Below are 21,871 nucleotides of genomic sequence, written 5' to 3' on the forward strand. Positions count from 1 at the left end.
CCGTCCCGCCTAGTCATGATAATATCGGGTGTAGCGTGCGTGATAATATTCGCTGGAACCATAAGCCCGGTAAAGCTTCAGCTTTTCCGTGTCCACCTTGTTGAGGATGACGCCGAGACACTTCTTGCGAATCTGGACTTCGTTTTCGATGGTGTTGCGTACCGCCCTGCGGGCGGTTTTGCCCCATTCGGTGACGAAGACGAAACCGTCGATCCGACCGGCCATCGCGCGGGCATCGACCACCGGTCCAAGCGGCGGCAGGTCGACGATGATATAATCGAACAGGCCGCTCGCTTCGGCCAACAATTTGTACATTTGCGCCGATGTCAGCAACTCGGAGGAGTGCGGTACGCGCTGCTTGACCACCGTGGGCAGGAAAGAGAGCTGCGTCTTTTCATCGTGCAGAAGCACATCGCGCATATTGCGGCCCTCAAGCAGTACCTCGAGCAGGCCTTCGGTCGCGTGACGCCCCAAAGCGCGTGTGGCGCCGGGATTGCGAATATCCGCATCCAGCAGCAGCACCCTTGCTCCCTGTCCGGCCAGAAGCTGCGCCAGATTGATGGAGATCGTCGATTTTCCCTCGCTCGGCAGGGCCGAGACGACGCCAACCACCCGCGCGCCGCTTTTCGGGGGAATGCCGAGATCTATGGCAAGCCGTGTGCTGCGCAACGTCTCGGCGAATGACGATAGCGGGTGATCGACAGTGTAGCGGGCAACGCTGGAAGGGCGTGTGGCGCTGGGCGGCCCTTCCTGCCCTTTCGGCAAGATGTCCGTGCCCGGCTTGTTCTGGACGAGCGGGGTGTTGCCCAGAAACTCCAGCCCGAGAACCTCGCGAACCTGTTCTCCGGTGCGGAAGAAGCGGTCGCGGAATTCGCGGAACATGGCGATACCGCCACCGGCTGCAGCGCCCATGATCATGAACAGCGCCAAAAGCAGCGGTTTGTTCGGCTTGCTTGGAGTTTTGGGCGGAATGGCCCTGGAAATCACGCGGGCTTCCGTCACGGGGAAGGATTGTTGCTGCATCGCTTCCTGATAACGCTGCAGGAACGTTTGATACATGTTCTTGTAGGTTTCCGCCTCACGCTGCAATTCGCGAAGCTGAACCTGGGTCTCGCTGGCCGAGTTGCTGACATTGGTGGCCTTGGCGACGCTCTCCGCAAGCGATTTTTCTCGTGCTTCCGAGACCTCCAGATCGCTTTTGTAACTTTGCGCGATGCGGCTGACTTCCTGGAACATCAGCCGGCGGTATTCCTGCATTTCGTTGCGCAGACGCACCGCCTGAACATGGTTGCTGCCAAGCCTGCGGGTGATTTCCGTTTCGATCTTCGAGGATCTCGAGATATTTCTTGCGCAGATCGTTTGCGACCGAACTATCGAGAATATCGGTAACGACCGCATCGACATCATCTGTCGCAAGGATATGTTCGATGCGTTGCACCCGCGCCCGCGACCTGGCCGTTTCCGACTGTGCCAGAATCAGCGCGCTGTTGGATTCGGCGAGTTGTTGGTCGGAAAGCAGGCCGTTATTGCCGGTTTCGATCAGGCCATGCTCGGCGCGGAACTTCTGCACGGCAAGGTCGGTGTCGAGCGCCCGCTGGCGCAGCTCGGCAATGCGGTCGGACAACCAGTCGCTGGCCCGCTTCGTCGCCTCATATTTGGAGTTCAGCTTGTCCACCAGATAGGCCGACGCCACGGCGTTGACGATCTGGGCGGCGAGTACAGGCGATGTCGAATTGTAGGTCAGTTCCAGCGCGTAGGTTCGGCCGATGCGCTTGACGCTGAGGCCGTCGAGCAGCCGGTCCGAAAGCGCTCGCTTCAGGGTGCCGTCGTCAATGACAGTCTCCTTGGCCGGCGAGAACCATTGTGAAACGTTGACGAGCGAACGGATGGTGCCGAATATCGAGCTCAGAAGCGACGCGCGGTTTGCCCTGAATTCCTGATTTTCCGTCAGGTTGAGACTATCGACGACGGCAAGCCCGATGGTTTCCGACTGCAGAACCTCGACCTGGCTGAGGATGGAGGCCTCGTCCTCCACGACGCCGCCGATCGTCGAAAGCTGCTCGACGACCTGACTGTTGTTGCGGTCGATCAAAAGGGTCGCCGAGGCTGAATAGATCGGAACGGCCGTTGCGGCAAAGGCGAGACCGATTGTCCCGGCAATGGCGACTGCGGCGAGGACGATGCGCCATTGCCGGCGGATCGTCGCGAGAGCGGCTTCTATATCGATAAAGTCGGCTGTAAATCCGCTTTTGTCGATATCGGCCATCGTCAATGGATCGTGCCTTTGCAACAACTGTCAGCCTCGCTCTTTTCGGCGGGCGTGGCACCCGCCAAGTCTCGGTTGCATCGTAGGACAAGCGGCCGCCATTCCCGCAGGAAGGGCGGCAAAACCGGGTTCAAACGGGACTTGTGCTGACCGGCGTGCTGGTGCTGCCAGTTGAAAACGTGGTTATGAAGTTGTTGGTTGTGGTGGTTCCACCGCCGCCGCCGCTGCTGCCACCACCGCCAACCGGTGCGGCTCCGCCGCCGGCCTGTGCCGTGCCGCCCGATGCGCCCGCCGTTCCCGAACCGCCGATGCTGTTGCTGCTGGCAGGCGAAGAACCGGCGCCACCGATCGGAGAGGCAGCCGCGGCCGCTGCCGCAGGTGCTGCCGGACCGGCAGCCGTTCCCTGAACGTTTTCGCTAAAGGCGATCAGAAGATCGGAGGGCACACCGACACCCTTGGTCTGCAGCTGTATTGCGGCCGCAAGTATCGTATTGCCCCTCTGCATCGCCGTGGAATAGGCGAGCGCCAGGCCTTCGCCGACAACTTCGGAGAAGTCCTTGTTTGCGACTTTTTGGGCCAGTGCGACGATAGTGGGCAGCTGGGTCGATCGCTCAGAACCAGGCCGGAAAGCTGTTCGGAAAACTGCGCCGCGCTGGTGGAAACGGCGATGATCGGAAATCCGCTCGTCACTTTTCCCGTCAGGTCGGCGGTCGCCGCATCGGTGCTGGATGCGATGCCGACCAGATCCTTGACTGTCCCTTGCGTCGGGGACTGCTTGAACAGTTCCGCGGCAGCAAGGGAAACCGTGTCCGGATTGGTGCTTTGAACGCGGGCCAGAAATGCGGCGTTGGTTTCGTCAGCGGCCTTCACGGGTGCGCCAGTTGCTGCGCTCTGTACCGGCGGCGTCTGCTGTTCGGCAGCCGGCGGCACGGTTTCCACGTTCTGGGCGTTGGCGACTGCGGAAAAAAGACCGATGCTGGCGATCAATACCGCACCAGTGAACGCCGAGCCATTACGAAGGCGGGACATCACGACTCTCCAAATTTTTAAAAAATACGATTTTAAGTACGCTGAAATGCTGGATATGGTTATCCAACATCTAAAATTTTCTTTTAAATCGCACAGCCTAAGCAAACGATCAAGTGTTAAAATAACGTTGTGAACGGAACTTTGCGGTATACTTAACAGCCAAACCTGCGGAATTTTGCACCTTGGCGTCACGAAACGGCGACTTTCCGCCGGGGTGTTATCAGCCGGTCACGAAGCCACGCTGTCGCCGGCATTTCGACGAGGCGGTGAAATGCGTGGGCGATGGTGATGGTGCTGGCGACGATGACGAGATAGACGACGTTTTTCCACTCCTGCGGCCAGGTGATGCCACCGGAAGCAACCAAAAATCCCCGAAAAATGAACGGATGCAGCAGGTAGAGCGCGTAGGAAGAATCGCCAAGCTTCGCCAGCGGCTGCGCGAAACGGGGCAGGGAGATACCTCTGGTCAAGGTTGCCGCGGCCATCAGGAAAATCGCGCCGCCGCCAAAAACGAGCAGCCGGGTATAGGAATAACAGCCCGGATTACATTGGAATTCGAAGCGTTTCAGATCGATGAGCGTCCAGATCGCCACGCCGCAAAGGGCCACCGCGATCCCAAGCAAGGGCGGAAGGCGCACGCCGCGCAGGAAAAGCACCGCAAGCAACATTCCCGCGACGAATTCGAGAATGATCGGCTGAAACCAGAAGCTGAATGGCAAAGCGAGATTGAAGGTTGAGCCGATCAGAACGGCGGCGAGCAGGACAGTCGCTGTTGTCAGAACGGCGCGTTCCAGCGGCAGGAAGATGAAAACCGCGAATACGACATAAAAGAACATCTCGTAATTCAGCGTCCAGCCCAGATCGATGATCGGAAACGGATAGGCGTCGCCGTAACCCATGCTGTCATAGGGAATGAAAAGATAGGACGTCAGGACGGCCTGCAAGGACGGGAAGGCCTTGGCGGTGAGAAGAACGGCGACGGCTGCCATTGCCAGCCGCATGGTGAGCACGAACCAGTAAAGGGGAAGGATGCGGAGAAGCCGGCGCACAAGAAAGGCCGAACGCCCGCCCTCAGCCGCAAAATACGGCCGGGAGGCATAAACGATGACGAAACCGGAAATGACGAAAAACAGGTCCACGCCCGCGCCGAGCCTCAGGAGATGGAGAGGGACGAGCGAAAACTCCCAGTTCACCTGCGCGTGCAGCGCAACAATCATGATTGCCGCCAAGGCACGCATCATCTGAACGATATCGAGACGCTGCGCCCCGGAAACGGGCGCTTTTTCAATTTTTTGCATCATCATCATCTATAAAAAGAAAAAATTTATACAGTAATATTTTGCGCTCGCACCCGCGAGCAAAAGCCGTCTATTTCAGAAGGCTATCATGCAATAGGCCGACACGATATACAAAATTTGCCGGCCGGGAGTTTTCGCCCGCATGCCATTCAGAACACTTCCAAAACTGTGAGCTGGTCGCTGACGGAGAGCCGGTATTGACCGTTTTCCGGCGCAATCACCTGCTGGCTTACCGAACCGTCGTCGCCGAACCGGTGTGCAATGACATGGCTATGCGGGCCGGTTACAGAAAAGGCCGAAGCACGTTCGGCGGGCGGGTTTTCGATCCGCGCCGGCCATTGCCAGCCCTTGATGCCAAGCCACACCGGTGCGAGCAGTGCACCATCGGGCCTTGCCAGCCGCAGGGACAGCCTTTCGGAATCATCATTGAGGAAAGTGAGGCTGCGTTCGGCCGGTCCGGTTTGCCGGCTTGCCTTGCAAAGCGAAAGAAGGGCGCGAACGGCCTCGTAAGCGGGGGTGCGGCTCAGATCGTGGCGCAACAGGCCGAAGGACGATTCCGGATTTGTCTCGTCCTCGGCAAAGCTGGAGACTAGTTCGTAAATATAAGCCCGGCGGATGCCGCTGATGAAAGACCACAGGAGCGTGCGCGGCATATAGCGCGCCTTGATGCCTTCGCTGACGGGAAAATGGAACGTGCTTGTTTTCAGCGAGGTGTGGTAACCGATCTCGGTCGCGAGCACCGGCCGGCCGGGCGCTATATGCGCCGAGGCGGCAACAAATTTGGAGAGCGCCCCCGGTCCGGTCGTTTCGGGATGTTCCATTCCGGCGTAGGGATGAATATTGCCGAAGTCGCATACGTTTTGCAGGTTTAGCGCCAGCGCCGTGTTCGCCTGAACATAGCTTGGCGCCGCAAGGGGCACGGTGCTCATGGCCGGGGTCCCGCGGATCGTTGCGTAGAGTGCTGCCTGATGTTCGGCCGAAATGCGCGGCGCATTGTTCGGGTCTTTCGTCAAGTTCGGTTCGTTGCTGCCCTCGAAGAGATCGATGCCGCCGTCGCACCAGTCATAGAAATCCGCGATCTTGTTCAGCGGCGTGGAGACGTAAGGGTTGAGATTGTCGTAACAGATGATGGTGAGGCGAACATCGGCCGCCACAATCCGGCGCAGGCGCTGAAAGACGGGGCTGTTGCGGTTGTTTGTTGCGATAATCAGCCCCTCGTCGCGCAGATGGCGCACGCCAAGGGCTTCCAGCTCAGGCAGGATCTGCTCGAAGCTTTCCGGATAGATGCCGTTCGTGCGGGCGAAATGGCCGCACACGCCCACGCTGTCCACAAAGGCTTCCGTACCGGCTGAAAAAACGGATTGAGCCTGCGCGGAGGCGGGGCGCAGGCTGGTTACAGCGGCCAATACAAAAGGTGCTGCCGAAAGCAGGCTGCGCCGCGTCAGGTGGCCCATGGTGATCGGCTGTTTTCCGTTCATCTGCGTCTCCTGGTCGTTCCGGCGCGCGTGTAAAGCAGCCGCGATCATATGGACGGCACCGTTTTTTAAACGGCGGCAACGCCTCTCAATAGGTCAGATTGTCCTGGAAGTTTTTTGGCATCATCGCTGGCCATCAAATCCATGTTTCTGAAATAGAATAAATATATAAAGCAGTAATATTATTGCGCAGGCGGAACGGAATTCACCGCCTCGGCCCGGACATTTTTCTCTATGGGAATGAAGGTAACACGGGACCGGTTCTTTTCGCAACACGGGATGACTTTTGTCGCGCCGCGAAAAAAGCACTTGAAATGGCGTCAATTCCCGTGCTTTTTGAAAGTGGATTTTTGGTTATTCATATTTTCAAGCGTTAAATCTGCTCCGGCTTTTGTGTTTTTTGCACATGTCTCATTGGTCCTCGAATGTTCGGGAACATGGGCGAGGCCCGGCGGAAGTCATAAATTTTCGATAAGGAAATAGAGCGTATCCGTATGCGAATTCTCCATCTCAGCAGCCTTTATCCGCCGCATATCGTTGGTGGATGCGAACGCTCGGTCGAACATCTCGCCGAGGAACTCGTCTCCATGGGACATGAGGTCGGTGCTGCCTGCATAGAGCGGCAGGCCGAACCGAAAACGGTGCGCAACGGCGTCAGCGTTTACCGGATGTTCCACAATAACGATTTCTGGCTTGAGGACTGGCCGCAATATACGCCACAGCAAAGGCGTATGCAGAAGATCAGGCAGCAATGGAATTTCAACGTCGAGAAGCAGTTCGAAGCCGTTCTTGACGATTTCAAGCCGGATGTTCTCAACACCCATTCGCTGCTGGACGTGACGACGCTGGTGTGGCGCGCGGCACACAAGCGCAATATTCCGATCGTCCATACGATTTGCGAATATGATCTCCTGTGCGGCAACGCCGCGATGTTCAAGGGCGGCAAGCCCTGCGAGCACATCCATCTCGGCTGTCAGGTGGTGAATTTCACCAAGAAATTCACGCAGCGTTACATCGGTGCGGTCGCAAGCGTCGGCACGGAAATCCTTAAAACCCATGTCGATCACGGGCTTTTCCATCACCTCCCGGAAAGCATGCGCCGTGTGATCTTTTATTCCTGCACGGTTCCGGAGGGCGATCCGGTTGCTCGCAGGCAGATCGACCGGACCGGCAAGCCGATGACCTTCGGTTATATCGGCCGCATCAACACGGAAAAGGGCGTTGGCAACATGGTCGATGCCTTCAGGGAAATCGGCCATGGCAACTGGCGCTGTCTGGTCGCCGGCCACGCGATGGACGATTCCATCGAGCGCTTCAAGGCCCAGGCGGGCGACCTGCCGATCGAGTTCGTCGGCTGGGCGAAGCCGAAGGAATTCTTCGAAGAGATCGACGTGCTCATCGTTCCTTCCTTCTGGGCCGAACCTTCGCCGCGCACGATCTATGAGGCCTATGCCATGGGTGTGCCGGTCATCGGTGCTGCTTCCGGCGGCATTCCGGAACTGATCGGCGAGGCCAACCACGACTGGCTGTTCGAACCGGGCAACGCCACGGACCTTGCCGCGCGCATCCGCCGGGTGCTGACGCTTTCGCGCGAGCAATTGCCGACGGAGGCGGATTTCGGAAACATCGTCGAGGAGTCCACCTCGCGCCGGGTGGGCGAAAATTATGTGAAGCTCTACGAGGACGTGCTGGCGAAAAGCAGGGAAGGCCGAACCTTACGCGCATCTTAGACCGGTAACGGACCGGGTCCGTTGCAAGCGATTCTTCTAAGGAAAGAGCACATGGTAGAAAGCAATATCGGCGTAGTCCGTTTCCCTATGCTGGGCTTCGATGGTTTTCTGGCCGCTGCGGTTGTCGCGCTGTCACGACCGGCTTTGCAGGCGGCGGGTTGATGGCGGAGCAAAGTTCGATAGGCAACGCCGCGATAACGGGCGTTTTCTGGTCCATCGTCCAGAACTGGGGTGGAAAGCTTTTTACCTCCATTCTTTTCATCGTCCTCGCCCGTTTCCTCAGCCCAACCGACTATGGCATGGTCGCTACGGCGGGCCTGGTTCTGATGCTCATCCAGATGCTGTCGGAGTTCGGCTTTGCCGATGCGATCGTGCAGAAACGCAATCTGGAGCCAAACGACGTCAATCTGCCGTTCTACGTGTCGGTGGCGCTGGCGACGGTGTTTGTCATCGTGGTTTGCCTGCTGTCACCGAGACTTGAAAGCTGGTTCGAGGTGGAAGGGCTGGCGCCGATCATCGTGGCAATCTGCATATTGCTGCCGCTGAACACCGCCTCGCTTTTTCAGGAAGTCAATTACCGGCGCGCGCTAGCCTTCAAGCCGCTGGCAATCCGAACCTTCATTTCCAATATCATCGGTGGTGCCGTGGCGATTGCTTTCGCCATCATGGGCCTCGGCGTCTGGAGCCTCGTCGTTCAGACTTATGTTGCGACCGTCGTCACGCTGGTCTGGCTCTGGCGCAAACCGCACTGGCTTCCGGGAACCACGCTCAAGCCCAATACTTTTTTCGAATTGCTCCGTTTCGGCTCGTCAGCTCTCGGTTTGCGCATCGTGGATTTCGGGGCCACCCGCCTGATAGACGTGATGATTTTGGGGCGTTACGGCGTTGCCCTTTTCGGGCTCTACACCGTCGGCAGCAGGCTTTACCAACTTCTTATGCAGCTGCTTCAGGCGGCGCTTTACGATGTCTCTCTGACGGTACTGTCTCGCATATCGCACGAGCGCGAGCGCATGGCGGAACTTTACAAGCAGTCGATCACGATGTCGGCGATCTTTTCGACGCCGATCTTTGTGCTATCGGCGGCATTGGCGCCGGAGATCTGCAACGTCCTGTTTGGCGCTCACTGGCAGGGGGCCGACGAGATTGCACGGCCGCTGCTTCTCCTGGGCGCATTGCAATGTGTTCAGTTTCAAAACGGCCCTTTCCTTTCCGCGCGTGGCAGGCCGGACAGGGTGCTGATTGCGGGCACGGTCAAGGCAATCTCGACCATCCTGTTGATATTGTTCGTCCCGACAGAAAACATCCGGGAAATCGTCATCGTGTTTGTCTTCGGGCAGCTCACCTCCACGCCTTTCACATTCTACTTCATCTCCCGTGAACTCGGCATCAAGCTCTGGAGGATACTCCTCCTGCTTTTGCCAAGCTTTGGTTCAAGCGGCCTCTGCTTTCTGCTCGTTCAGTGGATGCGGCCTGAAGTGAAAATGCTGGGTGCGGGCGACCTCGTAACCGGCATCCTGCTCGGCTGCATGTTCGGCGTCGCATATCTCCTGCTTTTGGCTCTGACCGCGAGGAACGAGGCCCGGTCCGCCATCGCGCTCATCATGAGCAAAATCATTTCTCGAAAGGAACGAAAATGCGCAAGCTCGTGAAAAAAATACTGCCCGCACCACTGCGTCGGAAGCTGGTGGCATATAACGAGCAGCGGAACCTCGATAATGCGGTTCAGAAACTCTTTGTCGATCTGCAGGCGCTGAAGCGCAGCATCAAGCCGATCAATGTCGGAGATCGGCTGAACCGGCTTTTGATCGTGGCCGGTGATCCCATCACCCTGTTCGGTTCGGCCGGCGATGACGCCATGATCACGGCGACCGTGCAGAATGCCCGCGCACGTAATCCCGACGTCGAGATAGACATCCTCGTTGACGGAATGAATTTCGGCGATGCCGCGCATCAGCGGGGTTTTGCTCCCGTCGACATCTTTGGCAAACCTGACTTTATCCAGGCGCTGGCTCAGCTATTCGCGGTGCGGAAATACGACTGCATCGTCGTTGTCGGCGCTGACGTGATGGATGGGTATTATCATCCGCTGGTCAGCGCAAAACTTCTGGCAAGCGCAGATCTCGCCGCCGCCGCTGGCATCAAGAACGTCATCCTCGGTTTCAGTTTCAACGAAACGCCGCATCCCGCTCTGGCGAAGTTCTACAGCTCGCTTCATCCGGGCGTGTCGCTCAACGTGCGTGATGTCGTTTCCCTTGGGCGTCTGGAAGCTTTTGCCACTGCCAAGGCGGCGCTGGTTTCCGATTCCGCATTCAGCCTTGTTCCGTCGGAGCCCGATGAGGACACGACCTCATGGATCGCGCGCAAGCGCGCCGAGGGATACAGGGTTATGGGCTTCAACCTGCACCCCATGCTGTTCAAGAATGCGGATAGTGCGCAGATCGCGGCGATCATCAGGCGCGGGGCGGAAGCGCTGGAGTTTGTGGCCGACGCAAGACCGGTTTGCTGGCTGGTCATTCCGCACGACTACCGGAAAGACGTGGGCGATCAGGCCTGCCTCAAAGCCATTACCGAGCTTACCCCGTCTTCGCAGACGGACAGGGTTCGATATCTGGACGGCAGATGGCCAGCCCCGGTTCTAAAAGGGGTCGCGGGTAAACTCGATGGTCTCGTTAGCGGGCGTATGCATCTTGCGATTGCAGCACTCGGCAAGGGCGTTCCGGTCATATGCATCGCCTATCAGGGCAAGTTCGAAGGGCTTTACCAGCATTTTGGTCTTTCGGGATCCGAGCTGCTTTCGCCTTCCAAGTTCCATACGGAAGATGGCATCAAGAATGCCTTGATCAATTTCGTCGACCAGGCCGATGAGATTCGCGAAAAAGTCGGGAAAAAGCTGCCCGAAATTCTCGACCTTTCCAAAAGGAATTTTCAGGTGTTCGAGACCTTTGCCAAACAGTCTTGAGTCATTTTCATGAGAGTCGCTTTTGTTTCACTCTTCCCTGCCATTCCTGCCAACGAGGGTGCGCGGAACAAGATTCTCCAGCTGACGCGTGCCGTGCGTAGCCTCGGGCATGAAGTGCATTTCGTCTATGTAGATACCCCGATGATAGCCGATTTCGATCCCGCGGCCCATGAAGCCGAGTTCGGGAGTGGGAATATGCATTTCGTATCCCGGGAACCCCGCGGGTTTGCAGCGCGGCTCATGAATGACTTCAGGTTCGAGGTCGGATTGACCGCATTTCGAACCTTTCGGAAAGTTCAACGGCTTCTTGGCCGCGACAGTGGTTTCTACAACCATCTCGATGAGTTCTATTATCCGGAAATAGGCCGGTACGTCAGGGATATTCAGCGCAGGCTGGGGATCGACGCCGTGATCGTCGAATATGCCTTTCATTCGAGGGCTTTCCTCGGGCTGCCGGACGATGTGCTTCGCATTCTCGACACCCACGATTCCTTCGCCGATCGTCACAAGGCGTTCGTGAATACCGCCAACAAATACGGATACTGGTTTTCGGTGCCGCCGAAAGTGGAATGCAAGGCATTCCGCCGTGCCGACGTGGTTGTCGCCATACAGGAGGAAGAGGAGCGTGCGTTCAAGCAGCGGTTGGCTGGAGCGCCGCCGGTGGTTGAAACGGTGAGCCACATTCTGGATCTGGGCCAGCAAGTGGAAGACTTCGGGTCGGATGACTTTCTGTTTCTAGGCTCCGGCAACGACGCAAACGTCATTTCCCTCAATAGTTTCCTTCACAATGTCCTGCCTTTGGTCAGGGCGGCCCGTCCGGACATCCGCCTCGTGCTGGCAGGCAGCATATGCGGCAAGATCGAGGACCGGGAGGGAGTTCTCAAGCTCGGCCGGGTGGACAACCTGAAGGATGCGTTCACGCGCGCGCCGCTCTCGATCAATCCCATCACGCTTGGCACGGGCATCAACATAAAACTGCTGGATGCCCTGGCTGCCGGTGTCCCCACGGTGAGCACGCAGACGGGCGTGAGGGGGCTTTCGGAACAATATCGCGGCGGTGTGGTCGTCGTTGAAGACGAAGATCATCAGGCTTTTGCCAATGCCATTGTGTGGCTCTCTTCCAGCCGGGAGCAGCGGCAGGAATTGGGAAACAGGGCGTTTGGCGATGCTGCCGAATGGAACCGCCGGCAAATGGCGGTGCTTGGCAATATTCTGAAGAGTAAATGAATCGCGATTGTGGTACTGTTGGCTGGTGTAACCTGACCTAATGACGGCCCGCCATCAGGCGATAAGTTGCGGCCCCGCATCCGTGAGCTTCAAAATCGTAAGCCTGCCCGTCGTAACGGCACCGGTGTCGATACCGATCCGTTGCGGGCCGGTCTGCGGTTCCGGTGCCGGCGTATGGCCGTGGATGACAAGGAGGTCCCGCCCTGCGCCTTCCGACAGGAAGGGTTCCCTGATCCACAGCATGTCCTCATCGGTCTGTGCCTCAAGCGGCAGCCCCGGTCTCAGGCCGGCATGCACGAAAAAATAGGGTCCGATACGGACGTAGATCGGCAGGCTGATTAGAAGCTGGCGATGGGCCTGCGGGATCGCGCCGATGAGCGCATCCTTGAACGGCTGCAGCCGCAGGCGGCCCTTGTGCATGAAATAGCTGGTGTCGACCCCGTAGGACAAAAGCGTCTGGTGGCCGCCGAAATCCAGCCAGTGCATGTTGTCCTGCGGGTTTTCGAGGAAATCGCTGAAGAGCTGCTCGTGATTGCCGCATAGCGCGATACGACGCAGCGGCGCCGGTGGCGGTTGCAGCAGATGTTCGAGAACGCCGCAGGAATCGCGGCCGCGATCGACATAGTCGCCCAGAAGAACGACCAGAGCGGGGGATGGATTGCTTGCCAGATCAGCGAGGATTTTCTGCTCCGCCTGCAAAAGCAGATCGAGGCAGCCATGCACGTCGCCAATGGCGTAAATTGGGAAAGATGGAGACTTGTCGCCAAGGTCTATTCTGCGCCGCCTCCGGTCATCGCGGAGGGCTGGCTGTTTACGACCGCGAATCCAGTTGAGCACTTTAGGCATAGATGCCGATACTGTCTCTCCAGTACAAGGTCAAGGGCATTGAAAGCGGATGCCACATTGCCCGTTATAACCGGATTGAGGCAAGGTTTGAAGTACCCGCCAAAGCCCTGCCAGACAACGCGTTCAGGATGAGGATTGGCGAAAACCGGTGCCGATTTTCGCAAAATGCGAGGTGGTGACCGAAGAGGGACCAGAGTGCCCTCCGCCGTGTTCGAAAGATACGATCCTGTGAACCGATAGACCTAGAGCTTCAGCCAGACACGCGGGTTTTCGTGCGACTGGATCTTGATCCATTTCAGATCAACCGCTTTCCACGGTTTGACGACATTGGTGCGGTTATCAAGCACCAGATCGCCCTGGCTGGTGCTGACGACCAGAACGGCGTGGCCGATGCCGGTTGGGGTGAGTGCGGTGGCGATGCGCAGCGCGCCCGAGGGCCAGCCGGCACGCAGAAGGTGCTGCCGCTTGGTCACCGCGTAATCGTCACAGTCACCGCTTGCCGGGTTCAGGTTCCATTCGTCCTGTCCGTCCGCTTCGCTGGCATAGATGATCGAGGTGTTGGTCTCGGAGTTGATGCGCTGGAGTTCCATGCGCTTCTGTTTTGTCAGTTCAACCGTGTCGCGGTCGCCAATCCGGACGCACTGGTCGGCGGCATCGTCGCAAAACTTCGCAAAGGCGATGGGTGCGATGGTCGGGCGGCTTGTCTTCATGAACAGGCCGGGCCGCGATGCGGTCGGGTTTTGCGCCAGGCCAGCAAGCGGGGCGGCCGATGCCGCTGTCGCCATGCTTGCCAACACGCTGACGGCAACTGCCAAAGTCTTTGCCAGACGGATTTGTCTCTTCGCCATGTCTCTGCCTCCGCACCGTTTTTGTCTCTTGTGCTTTGCAACATAGCGACCCTTTGTTGCGGGCCGTTTAAGTCGATAGATTGCTTTTTAGTGAAATCGAATTTTCTCACGGCGAGATAAAACAGCCGGGCAACGGGTGCGTCCGCACTCACTTGCAGCGGGTTCGGCCCTCGGCGTCGATGATACAGGTCTGCTGTGGCACAGGGTTTCGCTCCTCGCGCCGCGTATCCGGTGAGGTGCGGCGGCTTGCCGGCGGCCGGTCGTAATTACGGTAGACCTCGAAATTGCGGCCGCCGATCGCTCCCTGCGCACCGCCGCGGCCATCCGGCGTGACTTCGAAATTCTGATATTGCTGGGCAGGGGCAGAGGTGGCCAAGCTCATCATGATGGCAAAGGCGCCAACTGCCAGGCCGACCTGCAACGCTGTCGCTTGGTACCTGCGCAAGACCATGGCCGTTTCCTTCCCGTGACAGGACGACAGATGCGCTTTTTTCAATCGTTCGCCACAGTGACTATATCACCGATATCGCATCGAGCGTGAGAATGATGACGCCGAATCGCCGCCATGCCGCTGTTGCGCATCAACAGATGGTGGGAAAGCATCCGCCTCGCCGCCTGATTGTCCGGAACGCAAAAAAGACGTTTTTTGAGCTGAAAAATTAAGCTCTTCTCCGCTGCATTTATAGGCTTCACAATCCTGTAACAACGGACCTAATATACAAGTGCAGATGCCGAATCGATCAGGAGAAGCCCTTGACGATTGCAGTTTCACCACAGGCCCTGCCGGCGCTCGTTCTGAACGCAGACTACAGGCCACTGAGTTATTATCCCTTGTCGTTATGGTCCTGGCAGGACGCGATCAAGGCCGTATTTCTAGACCGTGTGAACATCATTGCAGAATATGATCACGCGGTGTCGTCTCCCAGCTTTTCCATGCGGCTGCCGAGCGTCGTCAGCCTCAAGACCTATGTGCAGCCCACCCGCAATCCTGCCTTCACGCGCTTCAACGTGTTCCTTCGGGACAAGTTCGAGTGCCAGTATTGCAGCTCGCGGGACGACCTGACCTTCGATCATGTGATTCCCCGCGCGCATGGCGGCGAAACCACATGGCACAATGTCGTGGCGGCGTGCTCTCCCTGCAACCTTAGAAAAGGCAGCAAGCTTCCCAAGCAGGCGGGTATGTTCCCGGCGCAGAAGCCCTTCCAGCCGACGGTTCAGGATCTGCACAATAACGGACGGCTGTTCCCGCCCAACTACCTGCACGAAAGCTGGATGGACTATCTCTACTGGGATACCGAACTGCAGCCTTGATCTTTTGAGGACTGCAAGACGGTTTTTCCGCTTACCGGGTTTTGCGGCTCGCGCCGAAAAAGGCGACGGCTGCAAGCGCTACGCTCGCAATGACGTTCCAGCCGGCAAAGGAAAGGCCGAGCACCCGAAGTGCAGCGTCGTTGCAGGAGGGGGCCTTGATGGCGTTCAGATTGCCCAGCAGGTCACCGGCATTGGTGGTGATGGACGGTGCGCCGGTGGCGCAGGTAATCGGTCCAGCCCAGAAACCCCATTCCACACCGGCGTGATAAACGCCAAGCCCGGCGCCGATCAGCATCGCCACGCCGATGAGGGCGAGAAGCAGCCGCGTGATCTGAACCGGCAGCCTGAATATGCTGGTCGCAACGGCCAGAATTCCGAGCGGAATGGCGTAATAATAGGGATCGCGCTGCAAGAGGCACAATGCGCAGGGCGTATAACCGCCAATATGCTGGAAACCGAGGGCAGAGCCGACGGTGAAGATCATTCCCGCCGTTACGCCAAGAGCGGCGAGCGTGCGGCTGTTGTCGGCGGTCGTTGCAGTGGCCATGATGTTTTCCCCAAACTTCGCGAAGAAGCAGATATCCCGAACGGGCTTTCAAAAAGGCGGGCGTGATGGCGAAATTAAGTCGCCGGTTCAACGGTGCGTTACGGGAGTCGTCTAATCCAGTCTTTTGCATCTGGCAAATGAAAGCCCGGTAATATTCGGGGGTGGGCGAGCAAAGTTTCGTGAGCGTGTTGATGGCCACGGGGTAATCGACAGGTATTTTGTGAAGACCCGGATAAAGCGAAGAAAATCAATGCGGTTTTGGAAATGGTACCCCAAGCCGGGATCGAACCAGCACTCCTTGCGGAACCGCATTTTGAGTGCGGCGCGTCTACCAATTCCGCCATTGGGGCAACGGTGGTAATGCCACGGCGTCTATCACGGTCGATGCCATGCGTGCAACCCCAAAGCTGACTTTTCCTTTTGAATGACGTGTGTTTGCAGGCGCCGTTTGGTGTCTTCGCCGGGCGGAAAATCGGTGTGTGGCGGGGTTTGTCCGTCCCGTATCGGTACACCGGAGGTTGAGGCGTTAAAGTAATATTAGATACCACTAATAAATTAGAATATGCGCAATTACTAATTGAACTATGATGTCAGAGTGGAGTTTCCACGCGGGGCGGGATAGCCAAAACTCATAGGGAGGAAATTATGAGGGCGCTTTCTCGCAATTTATTGTTGTCTGCCTGCCTGATCTTACCGGTCAACGCCCATGCGCTGGATATCGGGATTGGCGGTGAGAACGGGGTGAATGCTAGTGTGGGTGGCAATGGCAGCGGCGGGCTCGGTGTCGATGCCTCCGTTGGCGGCAGCAATGGTGTCAATGCCAGTGCTGATGTCGGCGGCAGGAGCGGCGGTGGGCTGGGTGCTGATGTCAACGCGTCGGTCGGTGGCAGCAATGGGGTCAACGCGGATGTCAATGCATCCGTCGGCGGCTCCAGCGGTGTCAACGCGGGCGCCAATGCGTCGGTTGGCGGCTCCAGCGGCATCAATGCCAATGTTGGTGCAAATGTCGGCGGATCGAGCGGTCTTGGCCTTGGTGTCGGGCTTGGCATCGGCGGCTCGGCTTCGCCCGGCAATCCGGGAAACCCCGGCAACCCGGGAAATCCGGGTAACCCCGGACCGGTATCGCCCGGTGCCATGCGCAATGCCATACAGGCCTATAACGACATGTCACGAACCGAGCAGATCAAGCTCGCCCGCCGTTGTGTCGATATCCTGGGTGGCGGATATGATGCGGCGCTGACGCAATTGTGCAAGATGATCCGGACAGCCTCGCGCTGACGCAGGCGTCAACCCGGCTGATAGTCCGATAAAATCCGAAGGATGCTGCGGCATCCTTCGGGATTAACTGCTCTTGCGTCCGAAGGAGAGGATTTTCTGGCGCAGGCTGCGGGCGAGGTTGCGGGTGTTGCGGTACATGTCCACCTGCGTGGAAACCTGCCGCACGTCGCGGTCGCTGTTCTGGGCCAGCCCGACGACCAATGTGCCCATCTCCTGACGTTCCTGCCAGAAGCGGCTCATGATCGGATGATCGGGCACGGCACAGCTGTCGCTGCGCAGAATATTGGCGTCGTCCAGCTGCCAGTCGGTCAGTTTCTGCATCAGCAGCTTGCCGGGCGAAAACCGCGAATAGGATTCGTCAAAGGCGGTTTTCCACGTATAGGCCTCGCCGGCCGTCATGAACACGATCATGGAGGCGATGGCGCTGCCGTTGAGATCGATGGTGTGGATGCGCACCGCATCCGCTTCGGCCAGATTGGTGATCGCCTCGCGGGCGAAGGCGGCGCGATACCGGTCGTTGACCAGCGCGCTGCGTTTGCGGCCTTTCCAGCCGCTCGCCTCCAGCGCCAGAAATTCTTCCATGCGGTAGCGGATATCTTTCGGTTGCCGGGTAACGGTGTAGGCGAGGGGCCCGAGTTTTTCGAGCTGCCGCCACTGCCGGCGCATTTCCCGCAAATGGTGCGGCGCAAGGGAATTTCGCAGATAGGCCTCGCCGTCCAGAAGGCTTTCCAGCATCGGCCGCTGATAATTGCCCGTTGTCGTCACCGGCAGGTTGCGGCTGAGCGCGATGGCCCTGAACATGCGGGCAAAAGGTCCTTCAAGCCGCACATCCGGCAGCACGAGAACATTCGGCAAGCGCATTTCCCGGTCGGAAAGCGCATCGAAAAGATTGTCCAGCGTCTCTGCGGCGCCCTCTGTGTCGACCAGTGGCGTGCCGAGAGGGCCAAACGGATTGGCCCAGCCGCGGATGATGGAAGGGCCAATGGAAAAGCCCGGCTTTTCCACGGTAAAGGGCATCAGAAAGCGCATGCGGCTTCTGGCGCCGTTCTCGTCGCGAATAAGGGCGAAGCGCACGGACTTGTCGTCGATACGCGGCATCGCAGGTGCGAGAAGCCGACCGGTGAAGAAGACATTCGCCTCCATGACACGGTTGGACAGGAAGTCGAGTTCTTCCTGCATGTCGTAACCGAGCCGGCCGGGATAGATGCAGAATTCGCGGCCGTCTCGTCCCACGCGCCGGCTGCTGTCGGCCACGGGACGATCACGCTCAGCGGACGCCATCAGCGCAGCGATGCGCGGGTCCTGAAAATCCGGATTCTTTGGGTCGCTGGACATGCTTATCGTTACACCGCCTTCCCAGTGTCTTGACCCGCCCGGGGATCGTTGAAGGCAAAAAGGACGATCCCGAGTGTGCGGCGAATGGCAATATGCAATAGCACAGCTTCTATGCACATGGCTATCGCGACCGCCGCTGCGGCCCCTGCCAGACCATAGACCGGAATCAACGCCATGTTGAGTAGAATGTTACAACCGAAGATAATAATATACAGCGCCACGCACAATTTTTGTTTGCCGGCCATATTCAGCAGCGTCTCTCCCGGGCCGATCACCGCTTTTGCGAGGAAACCGGCAAAAAGGAAGAACATCAGCTCGTAGCCCTGAACGAAGCCGGGACCGAACAGCGACAGCAGGAACGGGCCTGCCAGAAGCACGAGGCTGCCGACGGCGAGCGATGGCCAGAAGGCCCAGCGCGCGGCCTGGCTGGCGAAACCGGCCAGCCCCTGCCTGTCATTGGCCGCAATCAGGGCCGCGAGACGCGGTGCCGCGGCTGCCTGCACGGAGAAAAACACAAACTGCATCAGCACGATGGTTTTTGCCGCGGCGAAATAAATACCGACCTGATCCGGCGGTAGATAGAGGCCAACGATCACCACATCGGAATTAGTCATCAAGAAACCGATGCCGTCGATCAGGAACATCGGGAAGGCAAACCTAATCCACGGGCGAAAATGAACCCTGCGGGTGACGCTGCGAAAATGCTGGTTGAGCCGACGGTTCATGAAGACGAAATGGAAAAGCGTGGTGACATAGGTGGCCAAAAGGGCCGCGAGCATTGCCGTCGTCGCGGTTTTTTCCGCATCGAGACCGATTGCCACCAGCATGAACAGCAGGATCAGTACCGGGCGGACGATATAGGTGGGGCTGAGTGCGGAGACCGCCCAGCCATTGGCGCGGGCGGTGCCGTTCAACACATCGCCAAGCGCCACCATCGGCAGGGTGAATAGCGCCAGCGAAACGGGGATGAGGTAATAGGCGGCGATACGCTCGCCGAAGAAATACAGGAACACGAAACCGAAAAATGCAAGCGCGCTTGCCGAAAGCATGGCGAAGAGGCGCGCCGTCGAGGTCAGCCCCATGATCTTGTCATGGGCATCTTCAAGACGATAGCCGGGCAAGAAGCGGATGACGGTGGTGTGGAAGCCGAGACAGGACAGATTACCGAACAGGATTACCAGAACCCAGACAAAGGCGAACAGGCCGTATTCGAATTCGCCCATCAGGCGGGCAAGGATGATCTGGGAGATGAAGGCGATGCCGGCGCTGATGATGCGCACCGCGAAGGCGACCAGCGCCATACGCTGGGCACGGGAGACATCGTCTCTTGCGGAAATGGCAACGGCGATCTTCGCCCCCAGCGGCGCCAGTTTAGCGCGCAGGCCTGCGGGTAGGGCTTTTTCCGCCGTGTTGAGGATAGCCATGATCCACACGCCATCTTTTCCAGTTGAGTGGGCAACTGGATTATAAGCGCCTTATCATTAACGAAGGGTTTGGGAAGCGGGCGCCTGTGTGCCGATATTGGCCACCGGCCTCGGTTTGCGAATGCCGTTGAAAAGAAAAAGGGCAAGCGGGCTGCGGCGTATCGCCTGATGCAGCATATAGGCCGTTCCCGTGGTGGCCGCGACGATGATGGCGAATTCGAGGATCGGCGGCAGTGAGATCAGGATGAAGAGCGTGCCGAAGGCATAAATCAACGGGTGGTGGAGCAGATAGATGGTGAAGGAAGCGTCCGTCATCCGTCCGGCAAACCGGCTGGGTCTGTCGAAAAACCGGCAGGCGAGGTCGATCAGCAGACGGCTCGCTGCCACTGCGGCGATTGCCGAAACCAGCACCTGCAGGGCCGAGTTCGAAAAGGGATTTTGCAACCGCAGGGTAACCGCTACCGCGATCGCGCCAAACGCGATGACACCGGTGAGAATGCCGGTCTGGCGAAAGCGGTGAAAGAGAACCCGGTCGCGATGGAGCAAGGCGCCGATGAGGAAGAAGGGTACGTAGCGTGCGTAAGGGTCGGAGGCGCGTTCATAGAGAATGAAGAGGCCGTTCCCGGTCTTCCCAGCAAACAGGCCTGAACCGTAAATCATCAATTCCCATAAAACGGGGAAGGTGCAGAGTACGGCGAAAAACGCGGTTGGGTATCGATCCCGCATCCTGTCGAACCGGTTTTTTGCATAGGACAGGGGCGGATACCCTGTCAGAAACAGCAGGCTGGCAAGCACGACCGAATAGGCGAGGAGGGCGGGCAGGAACCATAGATGCATGATCCATTGCTCGCTCGGCACCAGCAAGCCGGGCAGGTTCTGCATCAGCTGGTCGGCGGTGATATCGCCTTTGGCGATGCCTGCCAGTTGCAACACGAAAAGCTGCAATGGGCCAAGCAAAAGCAAGGCCACGATGAATGGTAGGCCGAGGCGAAGGAAACGCTGCCTGAGCCAGGGCATCCTGCCTTTCCTGCCGATGACCATGGTGGAAAAATAACCGGCCACCAGAAAAAACGCCGGCATGCGGAAGGTAACGAGTGCCGCGCCGAACGCGGTCAGGACCGGGCTGGTCTCGAAATCCTTGATGTCCCAGGGCAAAGCGTAGCTGTAGAGCAGGGAGGCGTGATAGGGAATACCGAGCAGCATGAGGAGCGCCCGCAACGGGTCCCAATAATGCTCATAGTCTGATTTGCCCGGTTGCATTTTCCCCTCGCGTCGCAAACGCGATCCCGCGTGATCCGTAACGATCGACACGACTATTGGTGGAAAACGCTAATAAACCCTTCATGCCCCGGAGGGCGTGGGCGGGGCCTTTTTCTTGGGCATGAGATCGAGCACCAATGCGCAGCCCAAAATGATGATGCCGGCGCCGAAAAGCTGGGGAAGCGACAGGGGTTCATCGAGCACCAGAGCGCCGACCAGCACCGCCACGACGGTGACGGCGAACTCGACGCTGATCGCCTTGGTCGCGCCGATCGAGGAGACCAGTTTGAAATAGGTGATGTAGGTAACGCCGCTCATGACGACCGCCTGTACCAGAAGGAAACCGTAATCGATGAGACCTGGCGTTCCGGGCAACGGCACGGCGAAAAGAAGCGGCAGGGTCATCAGGCCGCCCGTCAGGAAGGAGCCGATGGTGATTTCCCATGATCCCACGCCTTTCAGGCGGAGGCTGGCAAAATTGCTGCCATAGGCGGCGCAGATGCAGGCGGCGACAGCGGCAGCACAGCCGATGATGAAACCGGTGGTGACGGGAACGGCGGGAAAACCAACGAGCAGGACGATGCCGGCAAAGCCGATGACGAGACCGGCAATGCCCTGCCGTGTCAGGCGTTCCAGACCCCAGATCTGCGAGATGAGCATGGAAAATAGCGGGATTGTCGCCACCAATATGGCGGCCATCGCGGTGCCGATCTGCGGCGTTGCGTAGGACAGGCCGATCAATTGCCCGGCAACCGTCGTTGCGCCGACGACTGTGAAAGCGCCCCATCCAGCGGAAAATGCCAGTTTCCGCCGTGCCGCCCGCGCGATGAGAAAGAGGGCGACAGCGGTTATGAGCGAGCGAAGCGTGACTGCGCCGATCCAGCCGAAGGCGGCGACGACATGCAGAAGCAGCAGGAAAGACACGCCCCACGCAAGCGCGAGAAAAATATAGGCGGCAAGATCGCGAGGGGCCATGGAAGCGGTTTCCAGAAGATGATCAGGCTCCCTTATGGAATGTGTCGATACCAGTCAACACCC

Annotated in this window: 16 protein-coding genes, 1 tRNA gene and 2 pseudogenes; 6 read left to right on the forward strand and 13 right to left on the reverse strand. The window is 58.3% G+C overall.

The window, feature by feature from the left end; all coding sequences use genetic code 11:
* Window positions 1–9 precede the first annotated feature (9 nt).
* From RBH10_RS06490 to RBH10_RS06505, 4 genes and pseudogenes are all read right to left on the reverse strand, one after another.
* Window positions 10–2,266 (reverse strand): annotated as a pseudogene (locus RBH10_RS06490) (polysaccharide biosynthesis tyrosine autokinase).
* A 130-nt stretch (window positions 2,267–2,396) separates the two neighbouring features.
* Window positions 2,397–3,295, reverse strand: a pseudogene (locus RBH10_RS06495) (hypothetical protein).
* 188 nt (window positions 3,296–3,483) lie between these two features.
* Window positions 3,484–4,602 carry an acyltransferase gene (locus tag RBH10_RS06500; protein WP_082065771.1) on the reverse strand — a complete coding sequence of 373 codons (1,119 nt, stop codon included), beginning with the start codon at window positions 4,600–4,602 and terminating at the stop codon, window positions 3,484–3,486.
* A 140-nt stretch (window positions 4,603–4,742) separates the two neighbouring features.
* Window positions 4,743–6,071, reverse strand: a complete 1,329-nt coding sequence (locus RBH10_RS06505) for a hypothetical protein (RefSeq protein ID WP_281037755.1) — start codon at window positions 6,069–6,071, stop codon at window positions 4,743–4,745.
* Window positions 6,072–6,562: 491 nt separating this feature from the next.
* Here RBH10_RS06505 and RBH10_RS06510 point away from each other — a divergent pair, with 491 nt between their 5' ends.
* The 4 genes from RBH10_RS06510 (at window position 6,563) to RBH10_RS06525 (ending at window position 11,984) form a co-directional block, all read left to right on the forward strand.
* On the forward strand, window positions 6,563–7,798 hold the full coding sequence (locus RBH10_RS06510) for a glycosyltransferase family 4 protein (protein ID WP_281037754.1): 1,236 nt from the start codon (window positions 6,563–6,565) through the stop codon (window positions 7,796–7,798).
* Window positions 7,799–7,959: 161 nt separating this feature from the next.
* Window positions 7,960–9,447 (forward strand): lipopolysaccharide biosynthesis protein, encoded by a 1,488-nt coding sequence (locus tag RBH10_RS06515; protein WP_281037753.1) that lies wholly within the window; start codon window positions 7,960–7,962, stop codon window positions 9,445–9,447.
* Window positions 9,432–10,757 carry a polysaccharide pyruvyl transferase family protein gene (locus RBH10_RS06520; protein ID WP_281037752.1) on the forward strand — a complete coding sequence of 442 codons (1,326 nt, stop codon included), beginning with the start codon at window positions 9,432–9,434 and terminating at the stop codon, window positions 10,755–10,757. Before RBH10_RS06515 ends, RBH10_RS06520 begins: the two co-directional genes overlap by 16 nt.
* A 9-nt stretch (window positions 10,758–10,766) precedes the next feature.
* Window positions 10,767–11,984: a glycosyltransferase gene (locus RBH10_RS06525; RefSeq protein ID WP_281037751.1), complete on the forward strand. Its 1,218-nt coding sequence runs from the start codon at window positions 10,767–10,769 to the stop codon at window positions 11,982–11,984.
* A gap of 54 nt (window positions 11,985–12,038) precedes the next feature.
* Here RBH10_RS06525 and RBH10_RS06530 read toward each other — a convergent pair whose 3' ends face one another.
* From RBH10_RS06530 to RBH10_RS06540, 3 genes are all read right to left on the reverse strand, one after another.
* Window positions 12,039–12,830 carry a metallophosphoesterase family protein gene (locus RBH10_RS06530; protein ID WP_281037750.1) on the reverse strand — a complete coding sequence of 264 codons (792 nt, stop codon included), beginning with the start codon at window positions 12,828–12,830 and terminating at the stop codon, window positions 12,039–12,041.
* Between the two features lie 242 nt (window positions 12,831–13,072).
* Window positions 13,073–13,678, reverse strand: a complete 606-nt coding sequence (locus RBH10_RS06535) for a transglutaminase-like cysteine peptidase (protein WP_045018859.1) — start codon at window positions 13,676–13,678, stop codon at window positions 13,073–13,075.
* Between the two features lie 148 nt (window positions 13,679–13,826).
* Window positions 13,827–14,129 carry a hypothetical protein gene (locus tag RBH10_RS06540; RefSeq protein ID WP_281037749.1) on the reverse strand — a complete coding sequence of 101 codons (303 nt, stop codon included), beginning with the start codon at window positions 14,127–14,129 and terminating at the stop codon, window positions 13,827–13,829.
* 302 nt (window positions 14,130–14,431) lie between these two features.
* Between RBH10_RS06540 and RBH10_RS06545 the strand changes: the two genes are divergently transcribed.
* Entirely contained in the window at window positions 14,432–14,989 is a 558-nt protein-coding gene (locus tag RBH10_RS06545) for an HNH endonuclease (protein WP_045017452.1), read from the forward strand.
* Window positions 14,990–15,020: 31 nt separating this feature from the next.
* On the opposite strand, the gene RBH10_RS06550 is transcribed toward RBH10_RS06545, so the two are convergent.
* Together RBH10_RS06550 and RBH10_RS06555 are read right to left on the reverse strand one after the other, a co-directional pair.
* Window positions 15,021–15,536, reverse strand: a complete 516-nt coding sequence (locus RBH10_RS06550; protein ID WP_281037748.1) for a disulfide bond formation protein B — start codon at window positions 15,534–15,536, stop codon at window positions 15,021–15,023.
* Window positions 15,537–15,801: 265 nt separating this feature from the next.
* A tRNA-Leu gene (locus RBH10_RS06555) sits at window positions 15,802–15,886 on the reverse strand.
* Between the two features lie 295 nt (window positions 15,887–16,181).
* Between RBH10_RS06555 and uppQ the strand changes: the two genes are divergently transcribed.
* The gene (gene uppQ, locus RBH10_RS06560) at window positions 16,182–16,814 is read left to right on the forward strand and encodes a polysaccharide biosynthesis GNAT family N-acetyltransferase UppQ (RefSeq protein WP_281037747.1); all 633 of its coding nucleotides are present in this window, start codon (window positions 16,182–16,184) and stop codon (window positions 16,812–16,814) included.
* Window positions 16,815–16,877: 63 nt separating this feature from the next.
* Here the strand turns inward: uppQ and RBH10_RS06565 are convergent, their stop codons facing one another.
* The 4 genes from RBH10_RS06565 to RBH10_RS06580 form a co-directional block, all read right to left on the reverse strand.
* A complete protein-coding gene (locus tag RBH10_RS06565) occupies window positions 16,878–18,149 on the reverse strand; it encodes a GNAT family N-acetyltransferase (RefSeq protein WP_281037746.1) in 1,272 nt (423 codons plus the stop codon).
* Between the two features lie 8 nt (window positions 18,150–18,157).
* Complete coding sequence (uppV, locus tag RBH10_RS06570) at window positions 18,158–19,573, reverse strand: Wzx-type polysaccharide biosynthesis protein UppV (protein ID WP_281037745.1); 1,416 nt, start codon at window positions 19,571–19,573, stop codon at window positions 18,158–18,160.
* A 57-nt stretch (window positions 19,574–19,630) separates the two neighbouring features.
* The gene (locus RBH10_RS06575) at window positions 19,631–20,833 is read right to left on the reverse strand and encodes an acyltransferase family protein (RefSeq protein ID WP_281037744.1); all 1,203 of its coding nucleotides are present in this window, start codon (window positions 20,831–20,833) and stop codon (window positions 19,631–19,633) included.
* Between the two features lie 81 nt (window positions 20,834–20,914).
* Window positions 20,915–21,808, reverse strand: coding sequence for a DMT family transporter (locus tag RBH10_RS06580; RefSeq protein WP_281037743.1), 894 nt, complete (start codon window positions 21,806–21,808; stop codon window positions 20,915–20,917).
* Window positions 21,809–21,871: the final 63 nt, after the last annotated feature.

It is taken from the genome of Rhizobium sp. AN73 (genome assembly GCF_030757975.1).
GTDB lineage: Bacteria > Pseudomonadota > Alphaproteobacteria > Rhizobiales > Rhizobiaceae > Agrobacterium > Agrobacterium arsenijevicii.